The following is a 17,847-nucleotide window of genomic DNA, read 5'->3' on the forward strand; positions in this document are numbered from 1 at the left end:
GGATTAGAACCTAATAAATTGGCTTAATCGGTGAGGTATTCTTGGACTGTTTCAGCATCTATTCCAGTGTAATCTGCGAACTCGGAAACTGTTATGAGCTGGTGTTTTTCTTTCCCTCTTCTTTCTCGAATCTTCTCTAATAACCTTCTTCCAGTGCGCTCGCTTTTACCTGTAATGCGCTGTATGTCCTTTGGATAGATAACGGTTCTTTTCAATATCATAATCTTATACTTTATCTATACTTTATCCATAAGGATGCTGTATACTAATATAGCCAATTTCTTGAAAGCTATAACGACAATAATTACCAATTAAGACAACACGACCTTTAACGGAAGTCAGTTTTTGACAAACGCTCATTTGAGGAATACTTTGCCTGCTCATCAAATATATTTTTCAATTATGGCAAGACAAAAAGGAATTATCAAATTGAAAGGAAAGATCGGGGATCTGTCTTTTTACAAAACCAAAGATGGCTATCTGGCCAGAGAAAAAGGCGGCATTGACAAAGAGCGTATGAAGAATGATCCTGCCTTCCAAAGAACTCGAGAAAATGGCGCTGAATTTGGAAGGGCTGGAAAAGCTGGTAGGCTTTTGAGAACTTCGGTTAGACCGTTGCTTTTGAAAGCTGCTGATGGTAGAGTGGCCAGCCGAATGACCCGAGAAATGGTGAAGGTTGTGAAAAGCGATACAGCCAACGATAGAGGGGAAAGAACGGTTTCTGATGGTGATATTGAATTGCTGAAGGGTTTCGAGTTCAATCAAAATGGAAAGCTTAATGCAACCATGTATGCACCTTTTACAGTAGCTATTGACCGTGCAGCTGGTGAAGCTACTGTGAATATTCCTAGCTTCATTCCTCAGAATACTTTTGCTGCTCCTGGAGGGGCAAGTCATATGCGACTGGTGGCTGCCACAAGTAAAGTGGATTTTGCAGAGGAAACTTTCAATCTTAATACAGATGAAAGCAGTGAAATTGCTATTGGTCCTCAAACTGAAGCTGCCATTACTTTAACAGCTACAGTTCCTTCTGGTGGAAAAGAACCTATCTTTTTGCTTTTTGGAGTAGAATTCCTTCAGGAGGTGAATGGGACTATGTACCCGCTTAAAAACGGTGCATTCAATGCCCTTGCATTGGTGGAGATTGACAATACCATTCCTGGACCTTTATAGAATTGGGTAATGAGTTTTGAACTTATTCGAAATTACAGGTCAGACGGAACTAATGGAACTCTTTGGTATGATGGATCTCTGATCTGTCATACCATTGAACTTCCTTGGAAGGAGAATCAGCCTTTTGTCAGTTGTATTCCTGAAGGGAGATATCTAATGGAAAAAAGAATAACTCACGAAAGGGGATTTCATCTGATATTGAAAAGTGTACCAGGAAGGAGTTGGATTTTAATCCATCCTGCGAATGATGCCCGAACAGAACTGGAAGGCTGCATTGCACCAGTCTCGGAGTTGACAGGAATAGGTAAAGGAATCCGATCGGGTGAAGCCATGGACAGGCTTTTGGAAGTCTTTGAAGAGGCTCAAGAGAAACAGAATCATATTTACATCACTATTAAAGAGAAATCAGCTATGAATATTTTAGAAAGAGTAAAAAAGCCCACTCCAAAGTTGTTTAGAAAATTGCGGACAGTCGGTTTGATATTAGCAGCTGCAGGAGGCGCTATTTTAGGAGCGCCCATCACATTGCCAGCTGGCTTGATCACAGTTGCAGGATATCTAACCGTTGGCGCTAGTGTCCTTACAGCAGTGAGTCAGGTAACCGTAGAGGACGAAGAAAAAATCCCTCCACTGCCAGAAGTTAAAAACAAGGGAGATGCAAGTCCACGGTAAGGCGGGCACAGCTGGAGGCACTATTCTCACAGTGCTCGTCAATTTGCAAAGTGCTGATATTGTCAAGACTTGCATTTTGGCAGCTGTTGGAGCATTAGTTAGTTTTTGTATGTCACTGGCCATGAAATGGGTGGTCAAGAAAATCAAGAAGAAAGGCCGTAGTTCATAGCTACGGTTTTTTTGTGTCCAGTCCACTGGGGAATGATCAAAAAAATAAAAACCTGGCAGGCAAAACCCACCAGGCAATAAAACTAAAATGGCAATGGAGAGAAATTAATCTCAAACCACAAAAACCGAAGGAAATAATAACCTTCAGACTGAACACGAAACCGCGTTAAACTAAACGCTGGACGAAGACGAACGTACGCCACCAACCACCGGCTGGCGATGCGCACTCTAAAAATTAATTTAAACATAGTGCGCATCCACACAGGAACGGTGAGATAGATGCCAGAGCGGCACATAAAAAATACAACCGCTTGCGGTGGAGATTTTTTTTGTAGCCGGCAAAGCGAACTCTTGCATCTTTCTCATCCGCATGCCTGTAAATTTCACTATGTTTGGATTGATTTTTCTACTGTCCTGACGCAGGAAAGCTGGTAAAGAGCTTTTTGCAAATTTTGCTTACACTGCAAAATCTAGCTATGAAATACTACCTTATCTCGTTTCAATTTCTTATCAGAAATCCTGATTATAATAATAATTTAAGCAAACAATTTTCTTAAAAAGAACTATCTGCGGAATCCCATTTGTTTGAATTGAGCTATGAAATGCAACCGCTCACTAACGCACACACCCAAGGGGAATATTTTCAAAAGAGAAAAGAAAAAAAACAAAAAAAGAAAAGAGAAAGCTTTTCTTTCAGGGGGAATTGCTTCGGGGGCAAGTCTTTTTTGAAAAATACTTCCGCTGGTGAGCGGAGGAGATTTTTACAAAAACCCGAAGGGCTTGGACTTGTGGCCGAAAAAGCAATTCATCCCTAATTTGCTTTCCTCTTTTATTTAATTTTTGAAGAAATATTTACCTGCGATACTTATTAAAATCTTCCATCCAAATTCCTGGGGCTAACTCAATGCGGCCAAAAGCCGCACCTTTAACGGGTGGTGGGGAATTTGGGAAAGGATGTGGAATGCTGTCCTATCGTATTAGCACAACAGTTTGATCAAGGCACCATGCGGGAAGATGTGGGAAGGTGAACGCAGGAAGAGCGGTTGCAAATAATGGAGTTTACGGAATGGTTTGCAATCCGCTGTGTGTCGAGCCGTCTGCGAGTGCGACCCTGGGTGGTAGACCGAGAGTGACCTAAGGGAACGGGGGCTAGCCACGAGCGGAGAGTAACGGAGCGAACAAGGCTTGGCGTGGTTTTTAGTTAAAAAAAGCTGTAGCCGATTTAATCATAAACTCTAACAGCTTTTTTTAAAAACCATGACAAGCCGCAGCCCAGGGGCGCCCGCAGGCGAGCCTAACTCTGGCAACCGGGGGCTGTTGCTTTTAAATGGAGTTTACGGAATTTTAAAGGAACAGACCAGGTAGGTTGCCGTGCTGCACTTGGGCTAAGCTGCAAGGGGCATGACAGCACTTGCCCCGAAGGGGTTGGCTTTTGGCTTTAAATACCTTAAAAATTAACACTTATTTAAAGCCTGAAGCCAATGCTGGCGAGACCCTTTGCCGCAGCCCAAGCGCAGCACACCATAGTGCCTGGCCGTGCGGCTGGTATATCAAATAACAGCTTTTTGGCTTGGGAGCCAAAAAGACCGCTTCCTTTTGCTTTTTTACCTCTTTAACTGCTTAACAAAAAAAAAGCAAAAGCTATGAGGGAAGGATTGTGCGGGTAAGTGCGGTTGGTTAGCCGAGTGCCTTTGAATTACCCTTTAGGGAAATTAAAGGCTTTCGGCTGAGGGAGCCATGGGCTTTGGCTAATTTTTGTGGATCGTGGAAGGGTTGTAACGAAATTAGGCAATGCGCATGGTGGGGCATTGTGAGAAAGAACGTTCAGTATATAAAAATAGAGGCGATTACGTAGCACTTATTTATCAAATTAAACAAAAGTTGAAGCGAGCTGGAGCACTTTTAACCCCTACTGTTTTGCCAATTTTTTTATATATTGTTAGGCTGACCTGCTTTATTTATCAATCTACTGTCGCAAGTCTATATTTAATTTTTGCTGCATTATCAATTTTCTCAATTATTTCAACTAGATATACAAGCTTGTCGCAAAACTCTTTAATATTTATCTGATGTTCTGAATTTAAAACATATTCACCAGTAAAATGCTGTAAAAACTTTTCATCTACAATTCCATTTCTGTGAGCGTATAAGTGGCGAATTTGTAAAATTTTCTCAATCTCTGTTTGTTCATGGTTATCAATAATATCCAAATCTTTAATTTGCTTATTATCCTTAATAAAACCTTTCACACTACCTTTTTGTAGTTTACTAATTTTCTGCTTACTCCAATAATGAACAAACTCCTGAATATCTGAACAATTCAATACTTCCTCAATTGTTACTTTTTGTTGAGATTTTAACGATTCAGGATTTGCAAGATAGATCTCATATAATAGGTCAGATAAATAGGCTTCAAAACTATCAACGTACGAGGAGAAAAGAATTCGAGATAAAATCTTTCCTTCTTGATTATCTGTTGGTTCTTCTACTCCTTGCGGATATAAAATAGTTCTTAAATCATCAATTAATTTTAATACACTTTGATAGTGTTCTATTAGCCTAAGTTTTGAACTTGTGCCATTTTGAGTGTAGCTAACAATTAAGTCATTTATTTCTGAAATTCTTGCATAACCGCTTGGATTAAACAATAGCTCCTGTGGTGTTTGCAGCTGGGTTGAAGCTCCAACTCTTATATAAGCATTGTTTTCTAATAGAATTACAGAATCGGACTTCTCAATTTTTATTACATAAAGCTTTTTCCCCTGGTGCATAAAGTACTGATAATGAACAGCGGGTTGTGGTGATAGTAAATCTAAAGCTTTATGCATTATAGAATTAGCACGAAAGTCTTCGCTTAAACCATTTATTTCTTTGTTATCAGACACGCCTAATATGACATATCCTCCAGATGTATTGGCAAAAGAACAAATTAATCTGGCAAGGCTTTTAGATGGTAATAAAACAGCCTTATACTCTAGCTTTTCATTTTCTTCTGAGCCTATTATATTTATTATCTCGTTTGATATATCCATTTTTTAAACTGGAATTTTATTAATACCTGTTGTCCTAAGAATTTTACCTAAAGTTAAGTGTCTGGGAGAATCACTGCCATTATCTATCCAGAGTTCAGTATTTGCCAAATCTAGTGTATCCTTTTCAGAGGAGTAGTACACTATAACTTCACCATAATCTGAAGGACGTACTACAACTTGTATTTCCAATCCTTCTTTCTTTATTCCACCGATTACAGTTGTTGCTAAGTCCTCCATTTCAGAACAGTCATATTTTGAAAGCGACTCAAGATGCTTTTTCACATTGGATTTTGCTCTTGAAATAAGCCTTTGTGCCTTTACAAACATTTCACTATTGGGCATTGAAGTGTGTTTAAATGCAGCTGACATATGTTTATCTTCAAGAAGTTCTTCTAATTCTTCAGGAGTCGTAATTGCTAGGTTCACCAATATATCAGGAGTAATTTCAATTTGTGCACGACTGCCTGCTGAATTTGTGTTTGTCAATAAATCCCGAAGTTCTGTAACAGTATCCACATTAAAGTCTGAAAGCAGAATATCAAGTTCCTCACCTTTCTTTATTTCAGTGATTAATGACGGATTTGTTTCAAGGGCTTCTGCAACTTCAGAAAGTTTTGATAATTCAGTTTTGCTTCGCATAACCTTATACAAACTCTCTTTATCGTTTATTGTGTTCATAAACAGTTCTGCCCGTTTTCTATACAAATCAGCAAATATCTCTTTAGATTCTTTAGAATTATTCTCAAACCATTCAGATAGTAAACTTATTGCTTTTACTATATTTCCATCTTTTTTTTGTGCTTTATTAAGCATTTGGGTTATTTCTCCTGCTATATCTTTTCGATGTTTAGCATAGAATTTACCTTTACCAACCCCAGTTATTAATAAGATTTCTTTCCAGTCTTCGCCCAATAATTGTAATATTTCAATCAATTCCTCATTGTCAATCTTATCAATAAAAAGCTCTCCATTTTTCTTGAAATGACCATTTTGATTTGGTGTGATTTCATTTCTTTCAAAAAGGGCAATATTAGAATCTTCTTCTAATAGAAAACTACATAAATTATTATACCATTTATAAGTTTCAAACTCCTCTTTTTTAAGAGCTTTTGATAATTCGGAGATACTTCCAATTTTTGATAGGTCAGAAACTAATTCTGAATATGTAAGTTCGTTCCAATTAGAATATGACTGTAAACTCCATTTATAAAAATGCTTTTTACAACACACGGAATCTGGGTAAAGGTCATAATTATATTGCCAAATACTTTGTTGAACTTCCTTTGTATATTTACTTGAAGGAAACCAAATATCATTAATTTTTCCTTTCTTTTTTTATTCTCTAATTCAACTATATTCTGATGGATAATAAAATCTCTCAGCACCTTTTGAATATTGTTGGAATACCAATCTGCATCAAGATATTTTTCACTTATAACGGGCATTTTAGTATTAACAATATTATAAAAACGGAAGTATTCTAATTCTGCAACTTCCGCAATCAGAGTCTTATATAATTCAGTTGCATTCAAAAGCAATTGTTTGTTTTCTTTAACTTCCTCGTCTGTATCACCTTTTAACCAGATACCATCCCTTTCGGTTAATGGATTAAAATAAAAACTATTTACGACCATAGGGAAATGGAAATTCTCTGTCCCAATTAAAGGGAAATCACAAAATAGCTTTGGAACTTTTGATATGTTTTTAAATTTATACCCATCTTCATCTTTTAACAATTCCGCGGCAATAGCTACCTTTTCATTGGAAGAGTTTAGTATGTATATTTTCTCTTTGTCATTATTTTCAGTTCTTTCAATATAGGTTACTTGCTCGAAAAAATCAGCATGTGATTTAGTATTATATGTAACTTCTGTCTCCTTTACCTTATTAATGATAGTGACATCTTCTATTGCAGGAATAAAAGTGAGGACATATGGTATTAATTGTGAGAACTCTTTAATGCCTTTTTCAGCAATTGCTTGTTGAAATTCAGAATCTAAAACATATGTAAAACTTGTATTAAAATCATTTCTATCATAGTCCTGAGTAATTTTAGTTACTGACTCATGGAAGCTACTCCATGCTTTTTCAATTTTGGGGACTAATTGAGTAGTTGTTTTTCCTTCTCTGTCTAATGGGAACTTAAATTTATAAAAATCACCATTTTCAGTTTCTAATATTCCTTGAATCGTTATAACCTTTGAGAGGATATGAGTTGTTAAAAAGCCTGTACCAAATCTTCCTGTTTGTTTGGTTTCTTCATCTTCTTCAATTTCTTTTGAAGATATTTGATTAATAATACCCCTAACATCTGTTTCAGTAAAACGCCTACCATTATGCTTGAAAACTATTTTTCCATCATAGAGCTTAATCTGCACTGATACTTTTCTATCATTTTCAGTTGCAACACTATCCTTTGCATTTTGTAAAAGTTCCCATGCCCATCTACCATGATTAGTTTCGACAGTTTTTTCTAAATCGTGTAGTCTTTTTATTATTTTATCAGCAATAGAACGATTACCATCTTCTTTTCTGCCTTTTTCTATTGATTCAATCATGTTCAATAATTATTTGTAGCATTGGGTATTTTTGCATGAAGCCAAACTGGTGGCTAAGTACACCTTTAGAGGTACTTTCTTTAGGATAAACTTATGAAAAATAATATAAATTAAAGGTAAATATTGGAATTTGGTACGTGAAATAAAATGATACTAGGCTTAAGAGATAATTTGGTTTGCTCCCGTGGTGCGGCAGGTTTGCCGAGGACCTTTGATTTACCCTTAAGGGAAAATAAAGGCTTTCGGCTGAGGGAGCCGAGGGCTTTGGCTAATTTTTTGGATTGCGTAAGGTATGTAGGGAAATTAGGCAATGCGCATGGTGGCTGTTATTTGTTTTTATAGATATCAAAAACATATCGTCTTAACATGTCTATCTTCGATTCATATTTTCGATTCCTATATTCTTTAATACAATTCGTTAGATATTCCTTGTCTGATGATAGGACGTATCTATGAGCTTGATAAATTTGAATCATATCCTGCCAAACTATATTATGATGGAAATGACCTAATTCTTTATTTATACGTATTATGGTTCTTGTTTTTCCAATTGGAATGATAGCACAACTTCGATAGTCTTCTACTACTTTCGGATGATTTTCGAATATTATAGGATTATCAGAGGTTAAGTTCGGCTTCTGAGTATTTTGGTCAATTAACCTCCATTCAAGTTTATCATTGATGGGATGACTTTTACCAAAAGAAGACATTGCTAAAGCAGGTCTGAGAGTTTGTGGCATATTGCTCTCTGATAATATTAATTTATGTAATTCTAAATCTGTTGAAGGCTGGTTACTATTTCCTTTGTAAACAGAAAGTCCAAATTCTTCTAATCGCTTAGCATTTTCTAGTTTTATTTGAAATTCGGCATCAGATGCAGGAGATCTCCAATATTGTAATGGAACAAATTCTTCGAGTGAACTAACTACCTCCATAGACCATATATTAGATTTTAAATCGCATTCATTTAAAAGATGAAAGGTTTTAGCATGACGGGTGTCAAAGTGACCATATGTATTAGTTTCTAGTACAGTTATTTCTTCGCCTTTGGGAAACTTCATCAGATACCTATTGTATTCGTAGCAGATTTGGTTAGGTGTTTTTTGTAGAATTTCTTTAGATCTATATCTTGCCTGCTTATCAAAAACGTATATTAGCCCTTCTTTATTTGTAAAGTGCTTTAAATACCAAACTGGGACGTAATGGTTTTTTCTATGACCTTTATCTATTCTCAATTGATTTGTTTTTATATTGTATTGTCCTAAAATACATTTATGAAGGTTTCGCTATTTATCAAACAATGGTAAAAATTGTATGTAAAGTTTAAAAATAAGTTCTACTAGAGCATTAAGTTTTATGACGCCATTCACATTTCTGAGTAAAAAGGTCAGGCTTAAAGTAATTTCTATTAATTATGTCCAAAAGTCTATTTGATTTTAAAAGACCACCGCAATGCTCTGGTTCGGTTGCAATCGTAAAGCCGCTAAGTCTCGAGAATATCCATTGAATAAGTGGATTTTTAACGGAAAGTAGATTTACAATTTCATTCCTAGTCATGTATGTAAAAGATTTGCCTTTCCCATTGTATGGATTATTGATAGTGAAAAAGTCAAGATCTATATCAAAATACACTTTAGTTTCAGATGTTGCCAATAGATGTTGTTCTAATCCTGATTGTGTCTTAAATTTTTTAATGTAATGAATGTTTCCATTTATATCAACAAACTCTTCATCTTGCCAGTCCCTTTCAAATGCACCTTGTCTGCAGTAAACATATATATTACCAATTAAATTGAGATAAGCCGCTGATAAAATTTGCCCATCATTATTGCCTGCTAGTTTTGACCAAGAAAACAAGGCGATTTCACCGTCATTTGATAGATCGAGTTGAGACAACCACTTCTTCTCAGTAGAACATGGAGAGCATAAATCTTGATGCCAGTCCAAAGTCACTAAACATGGAGGGTTGGTTGTTTTGTGTTTTATTGACCACTTTAACCAATAGAAAAAAGCATAACGGTGTTCTTGAAAAACAGCTAATTCAACTACACCATTTCGTTCTTTAGGGTGCGACAAAATTTGTTTGTTTGAGCCTGGAGGTATAATATAGTATGGATTTCTAAACTCGATCATAGTTTTTGTATAATGACTTATCAGAGTATTTATTGATTTGAAATATTTTGAACTAATTTCTTCATGATTGAATTAATCTGTTTTAATGGTATATGATTAAAGCCGACACTTGTTTATATCACTAAAAGATTGAATTATAAAATTCCGTTCTTTGTCAGTGAAATCGTCACTTACTCTGTTGTTAACTGAGAATTTATTTTTGTCAATGGCCATTTGATATTTTTCTTCAAGGGTTTTTGCAATACCATCTACATTATTGCCCAAATTATTCGCTATTTTTGTTAGAAATAGATTTGACTTTGAATTATTTGGTAGTTTAATAAATTCACCAGCAATTCTTAATTTAGTTTCATCTCGAATACCTAAAATCAAGTCATTTAAATCTTGACAGTAAGTAATATAAATATCAACTTCTTCTTCATTATAAAAAATATCATATATTAATTGCTTTACATCTTGTTTTTCTCTAAGTCCAGGCAGATATTGTTGACTTCCAATAATAAAAGGAATTGTAAATCCATTATTACCTTTTGCTCTCCAGTCTTTAAGTAATTTATGCCAGTATTTCATTGAATTATGATTATATAGATTGCTGTTTTAAAAGTCTAATTTATTCTGAGATGAATCAGTTTTTGAAGTATGTTCAAGAACTTTCTCTATTACATAAGAACTTTGATCAACTAGATATGTCCCTAATTCCTCATCAAAATGCCTTTTTCTTGTAAGAATAACTTTCATAGTGTCACCCTTCCTAAATGCTTCACTGCTTAGTTTTTGTAGAAATTCCTTATCCTTAACAATCGCTTTAATTGGATAGCCTCTATAAATAAAAGCCCATTTCGCATTTCCTTCAAAGTGGATTGTTTTTACTATTAGAATCGCCTCTTCAGTTAAATTATCCTCTTTAGCTGCCTTAGTTAAATCTATTGATGAAGTATCTGTAATATATTCTTTCATTTTATCCTTTGGGATGTCAATAATATTTAAACTATCCTGTTGGATTTTGAGACCTGTAATTTTCTCATCGCTATCAACAATCTGAAAAGTTTGATTGATAGTTTGATTGGCACCTGAATTATGGTAAATGTTGTATACGTTTTTAGAAATCTCTTTATCGGTAATTCCTTTCTCTTCTAATAACATTTCGATTTCATTTGTAGTAGCTGGCTTTATTGGTTTGGTCATATGATAAACTATTAATCCAGATAAAGTAGATGCCACAATTGTTCCAACAGTCTTTAATAATGCATTTTCGTATTTTGGAGAAAGGTTTATTTTAAAACTTCCATTTGCAGGTGGAGAGACTTCTATTAATAAATCTTCAGGAGTGTATCCTAATTTATTGTTTATTTGATACAATAGGTCCTCATACTTATTAAGAAAATCGGTTAAAGTTTGGATTTTTATATTTCCAGACCCGTTGAATTTAATTTTTATTTCATTTTCCATTAATGAGCTTGATAAATTTTGCTTTTAAGAGTACTAGCTATAGATCCTATTCATTTTTTATAATTTGGTATGAAATGATAATATTTTCATACCTGGTTATAAGCATATAAATACCATTTGGTAATTTCCTGATTTTATCTATTGCTTTTGCTCTTTTCAAATTTTTATATATCCCTAGTCCTTGTGAATTGACTATATTGAATTTAGAGCCTTCTGGTGCATCTATTGTGAAATTTGAAGTAACAGGATTTGGGTAAAATTTAAATTCGTTTTTGATTTTTTCATCGGAAGATAATATTTCTTCATCCTCCACATCGTCTGCTTTTTCTCCTCCCCAGATTAAGCCTACAAATGCGGGATGATCTATGAATGGATTGCGGTTTTCCTGAAAGGAATAGATGACATTATTTCTTTCTCTTTCTATTTCATCTACTGGATCTGCTTCGTGCCATTCGAGCAAGGCTGAAAGTCGAGCGTGGTAGGGTTCATTGCTATCATTACTTAATAGTTCTTCTCTTAATTCTAAATCAGGCTCACCGCTTGTTCCTTCATAGCGAGTAGCCATGTAGAAAAGGATTCGTGCTACATCTCCTTTTACTTTGTCTCTTGGTTCCCATATCCATTCTGAGGAGCTGGTATAGCTTTCTGTTTCTCCTTGGTATTGCCCTGATTCATCTATGTATTGAACAGTGGCTTCATCAAAATTGCGGTTATTGCGGGCTGAATTGGTTGATATGTCTGCAGCTCGTAGGTTATGAACGTCAGTTCCTGGGCCTCTATTTGTACCCAAACTTCCACGGCTTTTAGCCCAAACGTGTTCTCTGTTCCAGCCATCACCATTATTGTACTCCTCAGAGGCATCCATTTTGAAGCCTGAATAGAAGCCAATTACATAGGATTCGTCTTCTGGGTCTTTATCGGTTTGCTTTAGGATGTCCCAAGTATCAGTATTGGAACTGGTGTAGGTGAAAATTACGTGGTCATTAATGATTTCATGTAGTTCTGTTTTTAATTCTTCACCATCAAGACCAGCTGTGGTTTCATAATAGCCTTCGGGGATTTGAGCTGAAAGCGAAAATACAAGAAATGCTAAAAATAAGGTTAGTTGAGTTTTCATGTTGGTTGAATTTTAGTTAAGGTATAATTTTATGTCGTTTAATTCTAGGTTTATTTTATCTATGAAAATTGATTGAGTGGGTATTCTCTGATATTTCATTCTTTTATTTTAAAATATAGTTATGAAGTTAGGAAATTTAATTTAATATCTAAAGTAAGCTTTTGATTTCCATTCCTTATAAATACTAATTAAATTAGCTAATACTAATATATTTAGTATTATGAGAAGTTTAGGAAGTTTACTTAGAGGAGGGTTTGTACCCAATAGAGAACAGGTGTTTTTTCAGGCATATTCAGAAGTGCCAAGCTTGAAGTTTGTGGATATTGAAAAGCGCAAGCGCAGACCAGTGGATTATATATTTAAACCTCATGAGCATGATGATTTAGATAAGTATTATTTGTGGCCGTACTTTCCTGGAAAAAGAATTGAGGCCGTGATATTGACTAAACCTATACCGTTTTTCCCGCAAGGGAAAAAGCTTCAGTTAGTAGATGGAGCTTTGAGGTATAAGGATTTGATCATCTATAATGAGGAAATGATTTATATGTTTCCTACTTTTTTTAGGCCTGTTTATATAGGAGACTATTAGTGAAGGTAGTATTCCAAAACTTGAAATGAATAGATTAGATATAAGGAACAAGAGAACAATTATAATTAGTGCTGAATATATAGTTATAAGATTTTGAGCAAAAGAAATTGAGTATTATTTAATAAATTGCGTGAATTAAAATGAAAGCCAAATTAATGAAGCCAGAAGAAAGAATAAATCTAAAAGACTTTTTTGAAAAATCTTCTATCTCGAAAATAGTTGGTGAATCCGAATACGGAAATGCTGTATTAACTCATTACTTACATAATAATAAAAATGGAGTTTCAAGTTTTTACAAAAACGATGCAAGAAAATATCTAGAAACAATATTGCGACACCTTAAACCATCAAATGTGATGGATCCCATAGATTTTAAGGAGATTGAAGATATATTGAATATTGATGATATTGCTCGAATTCCATTTCCAAGTCCTAATAAGCCAAAATTTAAATTTATTGATTTATTTGCTGGAATTGGGGGTTTTAGGATTGCAATGCAAAACTTGGGAGGAAAATGTATATTCACCAGTGAATGGGATAGTAAAGCAAAAGTAACATATAGGGCTAATTTTGGTGAAGAACCATTTGGAGATATTACTAAGGAAGAAACTAAATCATATATCCCTGATAATTTTGATTTGTTATGCGCAGGATTCCCGTGTCAGGCGTTTTCAATTGCTGGAAGAAGAGGTGGATTTGAAGATACTAGAGGTACTTTATTTTTTGATGTGGCTGAAATAATAAGAAGGAAAAAGCCAAAAGCTATATTTCTTGAAAACGTTAAAGGATTGAGGGGACATGATAAAGGCAAAACGCTTGCTACTATATTAAACGTTTTGAGGAATGAACTTGGGTACTATGTCCCTGAACCAGAAATTATCAATGCAAAGGATTACGGTGTGCCTCAAAAAAGGGAGAGGATTTTTATCGTTGGATTTAGGAAAGATTTAAAAATTGAGACTTTCGAGTATCCTGAACCATCGAAATCGCCTGTATCATTCGAAGATGTGAAGGAAGAAGAGCCTGTATCTGTAAAGTACTATCTTTCAAATACTTATTTAAACACATTGAAAAAACATAAGGCTAGACATTTGGGGAAAGGAAATGGTTTTGGTTATGCCGTGATTGCAGATGATGAAATTGCAAATTCCGTTGTTTGTGGCGGTATGGGTAGGGAAAGAAATCTTGTTTTAGATCACAGGATTACAGATTATACCCCTGTAACACATATCAAAGGAGAAGTCAATAGAGAAGGTATAAGAAAAATGACACCTAGAGAATGGGCAAGATTACAAGGTTTCCCCGATAATTTTTTAATACCAGTTGCCGATGCGTCCGCTTATAAACAATTTGGTAATTCAGTTGCCGTTCCTGCAATTCAGGCTACCGCTGAGAAAATCATTGAAATAATTACTTGAGATGTTCTTTAAAAATATTGCTGACATTCAGCTTAAGAATAATACTATAGTAACTGGGAGAAAATTTGAAAAAACAGCTGGAGATTTTGAGGATGAAATTCGAGATTTAGATTACAACGGCAACGGCCTTAAAAAAGATAAAGCTGTAGAAAATGCTAACATCCCGAATTTTGCTCAGGTTTTTTACTACAAGATTTATTCAAGATTAGCAATTCCAACACAGGAGGAATTCTTAAAGACATATTTTGATTCTTTTGTAATGGAAAGGAATAATGGAAATATACTTATAGAGAATAAATGGTATTCTGAGGAGGGGGTAAAAAGTAGAATGCTGAGAACTTACCCATCATTAATAAGGGATTTTCATTTTTATTTATTAGCTGAAAATTCGGAGAAGTTTGATCAAGTTAGGTTTTCACTTTTTAGAGATGTTGCTAAAGGGCTTGATTTGGAGGTTAAATATAAGGGGTATTTTTTTTACATTTCCCTATATATAGATACGAAAAGAAGTAGAGAATTCAAGATAAAGAAAGGTGATAGACATGATTACAGCCAAGTAGTTGAAATAGAAATGCCTGTGAAATTTAGAGAGCTAAGGGAAGTTGGTCGTTTTTATTTATTAGGAAAAGAGCATGTCAAATTATTAATAGAAAGAATTGATAAGTATGTACAAGGGCAATAAAGGAGAATGGAGTGAGCTTTATGTTTTTTTTCAATTATTAAGTGAGGGGAAACTATATTCAGCAGATGAAAAATTGGAAAGAAATGGAAATTTTGTAGAAGTACAATCTATTAAGAGAAATGATTTTGGGAAACCAAAGGACTACAAAATTGAGACTTCAGGAAATGTCAACATTGTAGATTCTGAAACTGGCAACATTTTAAGAGCAATACCACGAGCTGAAATTGTTGATATAACAAGAAATCTGATACGTGAATTAAAACAAGGAAAAGGGAAAGCATTTGGAGTTTCAAGTAGCTTGGAAGCAAACATAAATAGTTTCATGATCGAAAAGGTTAGTGAAAGTTATGGGTTAAAAGGGGATATAAATTTATATATCTATGATCCTGTAAATTCAATATTGACTGATCAAAAATTCAGTATAAAATCTTTACTTGGGAGCAATCCTACAGCATTTAATGCAAATCCAACTACTAACATAATTTATGAAATATTAACTAAGGACGGCAAACCTTTAGAAGAGAATGAAATTATTGAGATCAATGAAATTGATACTAGACATAAATACATAGATAGAGTTAGATTTATCTTAGATAATTATAGTATTCATTACAGGGATTACCAAGGTGAAGTATTTAAGTTGAACTTACAATTAATTGATAGTTCGCTACCAGAGATCATTGCAAGTGCAGTGTTAAACAAATATGCTTTTGGGATTACAAAGTTTAATGAAGTTATAGAAAAACTTAATGATGCAAACCCTTGTAATTACAATCTTAAACACGGGCATTCATTTTACGAGTATAGATTGATCAACTTTATGGTTGAATCATCTTTGGGAATGACATCAGCAACTGTGTGGTCAGGAGAATATGATGTTATTGGAGGGATTATAATTGTAAAAGGTAATGAGGAGGTGGTTTCTTATCATTTAATCGATTTTAATAAATTCAAAAAGTACTTATTGGATAATTGTAGGTTGGATAATCCTTCTGGATCTAAAATGGGATATGGAACAGCATATATTGAGGAAGGTAAGTCTTATATAAAATTAAATTTTCAGGTTAAAGTATAATTTACCGTAGTATGTGAATCTTTCTTCGTTCAAAGATTTGATTGGGATTTCATTGGCATTAAGCGTATTCTAGAAATGAAGCTGTTCCTTTAACGATTTCCATTAAAAAGGGATCCAACCTTCAACCAAATGCTATTAATTTCATCTACAGCTTGCTTCGTAGATAACTTGTTAATTAGCAGTTATTTAATTAAATTTATTATTGTAAAATTATATATCTATGAAGGTGAATAAAAATCTTGAAAACGACAAAATTGATTATAATGTGCATTTTGAGGCGAAAGAAGTAGTTGGGAAAGGAGCATATGAGGTGTTTTATCAAACAAATAAATTTAAATCATTTATCGAAATTACTGGACATTTAATTCAATTCCATAGCGGTAAATCTGAAGATTATAAATTTGAGCCAGATGAAATTGAGAAGGAATATGAAAAAGTTTATGATCAAAACTGGGAACAGATCGAAGAAGATATATTGAACGGGTTTGCTGAATACGCACTTACCAAGGGGGGTATTGATAGAATTTATTAAAGAAAACAGTATTATTCAACCTTATAGCCTTACTTACTCATGAACCAGGTAATTAAGCGAAAAATCAAGGATGAAATCCATGATTCTTTTGCAGTGACTATCGGCAAAAAATAAGACAAATTAATCTTGTGCAATTATCATGGAAAAACCGTGCGGGTTTAGAGAGTGAACTATTTGATTCAAATAGTACTTTTATTCGTCCGATAATAGGCTAATAATAGCTATTGCCGCTACACCACCAAGAATCCATCCTAAAGCATTTTCATTATTTTTTCTGTCGTATAAATTATTAGCATTTTTTATTTGATTTCTTACCTTATTCAACCCTGATTGTGGGTAATGTCGATTGAAAATTAAAACGTTCGGGTGATTGGATAATTGTTGATTAATTGTAACAGTGTCTTCTACTAACAAAAGACTTGGTATTTTCTTTTCAACAGCTAAATTCCACTCACTAAGTACATTCGTGTTTCTATTTCCGTATTCCGTAATTAATCCAATGAATAAAGAAGACTCGTTGATTTTCTTAAATGCAGATTGACTGACAATATTGCTATAGTCATCAAAGCTTGAGTCGATTTGAAAGTTTTCAGTTCTTAACAAATCAGCAATAAGAGTTAGGACATACTGCTCAGTGTCCTGCATTGCGTATGATATAAATGCTTTCCTTTTCATTGCTTTGCTTTAATTTGAGTCATTTTTGCTTCCATCTCTTTTGTGTAAACATAGTACTTAGGAAAAAATTGTTGGTGTAAATTACCTACAAAAATAAGCTTATTTATAAAATGATTGCCGTTCCAAACTTCATATTGGTAACCATCCCTACAATTGTTTCTTAAATTTTCAAATGTTTGTGTTACTCCAGCCTGAACAGAATTTTTAGCAATTAGAAGATACCCACTTGCATCATATTCCCGAATTAATGTAGGTATATTTATCTTATCAAGATTACTCTTATAAAGAGTATCATAAAATTTGCATTGTATAACCCATTTTCTTTCAAATGTTACTATGGAATCATCAACTAATGAAGTAACTAAAATGTCTCGCCCACCATCAGGACCTTCGCCCGATGATTCAACTTTTACACTAACAATCTGGTTGTCGTCAAGATTGATACATTCTCGAAAATAGGCAGCTGCCAGGTCTTCAAACTCAGCCCAATGATCTATTTCAGAGAAGTCTATTTTCATTATTTTATATTTAGCTAACGCTCTTTCTGATATAAATTATTAACATATTAATGATA

General features: G+C 34.2%; 21 protein-coding genes. 9 read left to right on the forward strand and 12 right to left on the reverse strand.

Translation table 11 applies throughout. The annotated features are described in order from the left end of the window. Positions 1 to 23 precede the first annotated feature (23 nt). Positions 24 to 221 carry a hypothetical protein gene (locus FTRAC_RS02065; protein WP_013452568.1) on the reverse strand — a complete coding sequence of 66 codons (198 nt, stop codon included), beginning with the start codon at positions 219 to 221 and terminating at the stop codon, positions 24 to 26. Positions 222 to 243: 22 nt separating this feature from the next. After that, complete coding sequence (locus FTRAC_RS19750) at positions 244 to 384, reverse strand: hypothetical protein (RefSeq protein WP_185094424.1); 141 nt, start codon at positions 382 to 384, stop codon at positions 244 to 246. Positions 385 to 402: 18 nt separating this feature from the next. Between FTRAC_RS19750 and FTRAC_RS02070 the strand changes: the two genes are divergently transcribed. The 4 genes from FTRAC_RS02070 to FTRAC_RS20090 all read left to right on the forward strand — a co-directional run bounded on the left by FTRAC_RS02070 (position 403) and on the right by FTRAC_RS20090 (position 3,629). Further along, a complete protein-coding gene (locus FTRAC_RS02070) occupies positions 403 to 1,173 on the forward strand; it encodes a hypothetical protein (protein WP_041649419.1) in 771 nt (256 codons plus the stop codon). A gap of 9 nt (positions 1,174 to 1,182) precedes the next feature. Further along, positions 1,183 to 1,845 (forward strand): DUF5675 family protein, encoded by a 663-nt coding sequence (locus tag FTRAC_RS19550; RefSeq protein WP_013452570.1) that lies wholly within the window; start codon positions 1,183 to 1,185, stop codon positions 1,843 to 1,845. After that, positions 1,829 to 2,014: a hypothetical protein gene (locus tag FTRAC_RS02080; protein ID WP_013452571.1), complete on the forward strand. Its 186-nt coding sequence runs from the start codon at positions 1,829 to 1,831 to the stop codon at positions 2,012 to 2,014. The genes FTRAC_RS19550 and FTRAC_RS02080 overlap by 17 nt, the downstream gene beginning before the upstream one ends. A gap of 1,480 nt (positions 2,015 to 3,494) precedes the next feature. Next, positions 3,495 to 3,629 (forward strand): hypothetical protein, encoded by a 135-nt coding sequence (locus tag FTRAC_RS20090; protein ID WP_013452572.1) that lies wholly within the window; start codon positions 3,495 to 3,497, stop codon positions 3,627 to 3,629. Positions 3,630 to 3,974: 345 nt separating this feature from the next. Here the strand turns inward: FTRAC_RS20090 and FTRAC_RS02090 are convergent, their stop codons facing one another. The 8 genes from FTRAC_RS02090 to FTRAC_RS02125 form a co-directional block, all read right to left on the reverse strand. Then, positions 3,975 to 5,045, reverse strand: a complete 1,071-nt coding sequence (locus tag FTRAC_RS02090; RefSeq protein ID WP_013452574.1) for an AlbA family DNA-binding domain-containing protein — start codon at positions 5,043 to 5,045, stop codon at positions 3,975 to 3,977. A 3-nt stretch (positions 5,046 to 5,048) separates the two neighbouring features. Beyond that, on the reverse strand, positions 5,049 to 6,275 hold the full coding sequence (locus FTRAC_RS19880) for a PIN domain-containing protein (RefSeq protein WP_221405916.1): 1,227 nt from the start codon (positions 6,273 to 6,275) through the stop codon (positions 5,049 to 5,051). Next, positions 6,197 to 7,603: a sacsin N-terminal ATP-binding-like domain-containing protein gene (locus FTRAC_RS19885; RefSeq protein ID WP_013452576.1), complete on the reverse strand. Its 1,407-nt coding sequence runs from the start codon at positions 7,601 to 7,603 to the stop codon at positions 6,197 to 6,199. The genes FTRAC_RS19880 and FTRAC_RS19885 overlap by 79 nt, the downstream gene beginning before the upstream one ends. A 326-nt stretch (positions 7,604 to 7,929) precedes the next feature. Beyond that, entirely contained in the window at positions 7,930 to 8,838 is a 909-nt protein-coding gene (locus tag FTRAC_RS02105) for a DUF4238 domain-containing protein (protein WP_013452577.1), read from the reverse strand. Between the two features lie 112 nt (positions 8,839 to 8,950). Beyond that, a complete protein-coding gene (locus tag FTRAC_RS02110) occupies positions 8,951 to 9,736 on the reverse strand; it encodes a hypothetical protein (RefSeq protein ID WP_013452578.1) in 786 nt (261 codons plus the stop codon). 96 nt (positions 9,737 to 9,832) lie between these two features. Next, a complete protein-coding gene (locus tag FTRAC_RS02115) occupies positions 9,833 to 10,306 on the reverse strand; it encodes a hypothetical protein (RefSeq protein ID WP_013452579.1) in 474 nt (157 codons plus the stop codon). A gap of 27 nt (positions 10,307 to 10,333) precedes the next feature. Beyond that, positions 10,334 to 11,185 (reverse strand): hypothetical protein, encoded by an 852-nt coding sequence (locus FTRAC_RS02120; protein WP_013452580.1) that lies wholly within the window; start codon positions 11,183 to 11,185, stop codon positions 10,334 to 10,336. A gap of 46 nt (positions 11,186 to 11,231) precedes the next feature. Then, on the reverse strand, positions 11,232 to 12,302 hold the full coding sequence (locus tag FTRAC_RS02125) for an endonuclease (RefSeq protein WP_013452581.1): 1,071 nt from the start codon (positions 12,300 to 12,302) through the stop codon (positions 11,232 to 11,234). Positions 12,303 to 12,522: 220 nt separating this feature from the next. On the opposite strand from FTRAC_RS02125, the gene FTRAC_RS02130 reads away from it, so the two are divergent. The 5 genes from FTRAC_RS02130 (at position 12,523) to FTRAC_RS02150 (ending at position 16,598) form a co-directional block, all read left to right on the forward strand. Further along, positions 12,523 to 12,891, forward strand: coding sequence for a hypothetical protein (locus FTRAC_RS02130; RefSeq protein WP_013452582.1), 369 nt, complete (start codon positions 12,523 to 12,525; stop codon positions 12,889 to 12,891). 140 nt (positions 12,892 to 13,031) lie between these two features. Then, positions 13,032 to 14,309 (forward strand): DNA cytosine methyltransferase, encoded by a 1,278-nt coding sequence (locus FTRAC_RS02135; protein WP_245546013.1) that lies wholly within the window; start codon positions 13,032 to 13,034, stop codon positions 14,307 to 14,309. 1 nt (position 14,310) lies between these two features. Then, the gene (locus FTRAC_RS02140; protein WP_013452584.1) at positions 14,311 to 14,991 is read left to right on the forward strand and encodes a hypothetical protein; all 681 of its coding nucleotides are present in this window, start codon (positions 14,311 to 14,313) and stop codon (positions 14,989 to 14,991) included. Next, positions 14,975 to 16,066, forward strand: a complete 1,092-nt coding sequence (locus FTRAC_RS02145; RefSeq protein ID WP_013452585.1) for an HpaII family restriction endonuclease — start codon at positions 14,975 to 14,977, stop codon at positions 16,064 to 16,066. The genes FTRAC_RS02140 and FTRAC_RS02145 overlap by 17 nt, the downstream gene beginning before the upstream one ends. 220 nt (positions 16,067 to 16,286) lie before the next feature. After that, complete coding sequence (locus FTRAC_RS02150; protein ID WP_013452586.1) at positions 16,287 to 16,598, forward strand: hypothetical protein; 312 nt, start codon at positions 16,287 to 16,289, stop codon at positions 16,596 to 16,598. A gap of 192 nt (positions 16,599 to 16,790) precedes the next feature. Here the strand turns inward: FTRAC_RS02150 and FTRAC_RS02155 are convergent, their stop codons facing one another. Both FTRAC_RS02155 and FTRAC_RS02160 read right to left on the reverse strand, forming a co-directional pair. After that, on the reverse strand, positions 16,791 to 17,273 hold the full coding sequence (locus FTRAC_RS02155; protein ID WP_013452587.1) for a hypothetical protein: 483 nt from the start codon (positions 17,271 to 17,273) through the stop codon (positions 16,791 to 16,793). Further along, positions 17,270 to 17,791, reverse strand: coding sequence for a restriction endonuclease (locus FTRAC_RS02160; RefSeq protein ID WP_013452588.1), 522 nt, complete (start codon positions 17,789 to 17,791; stop codon positions 17,270 to 17,272). Before FTRAC_RS02160 ends, FTRAC_RS02155 begins: the two co-directional genes overlap by 4 nt. Between the last annotated feature and the right edge of the window lie 56 nt (positions 17,792 to 17,847).

Source organism: Marivirga tractuosa DSM 4126 (assembly GCF_000183425.1).
GTDB classification, from domain to species: Bacteria; Bacteroidota; Bacteroidia; order Cytophagales; family Cyclobacteriaceae; genus Marivirga; species Marivirga tractuosa.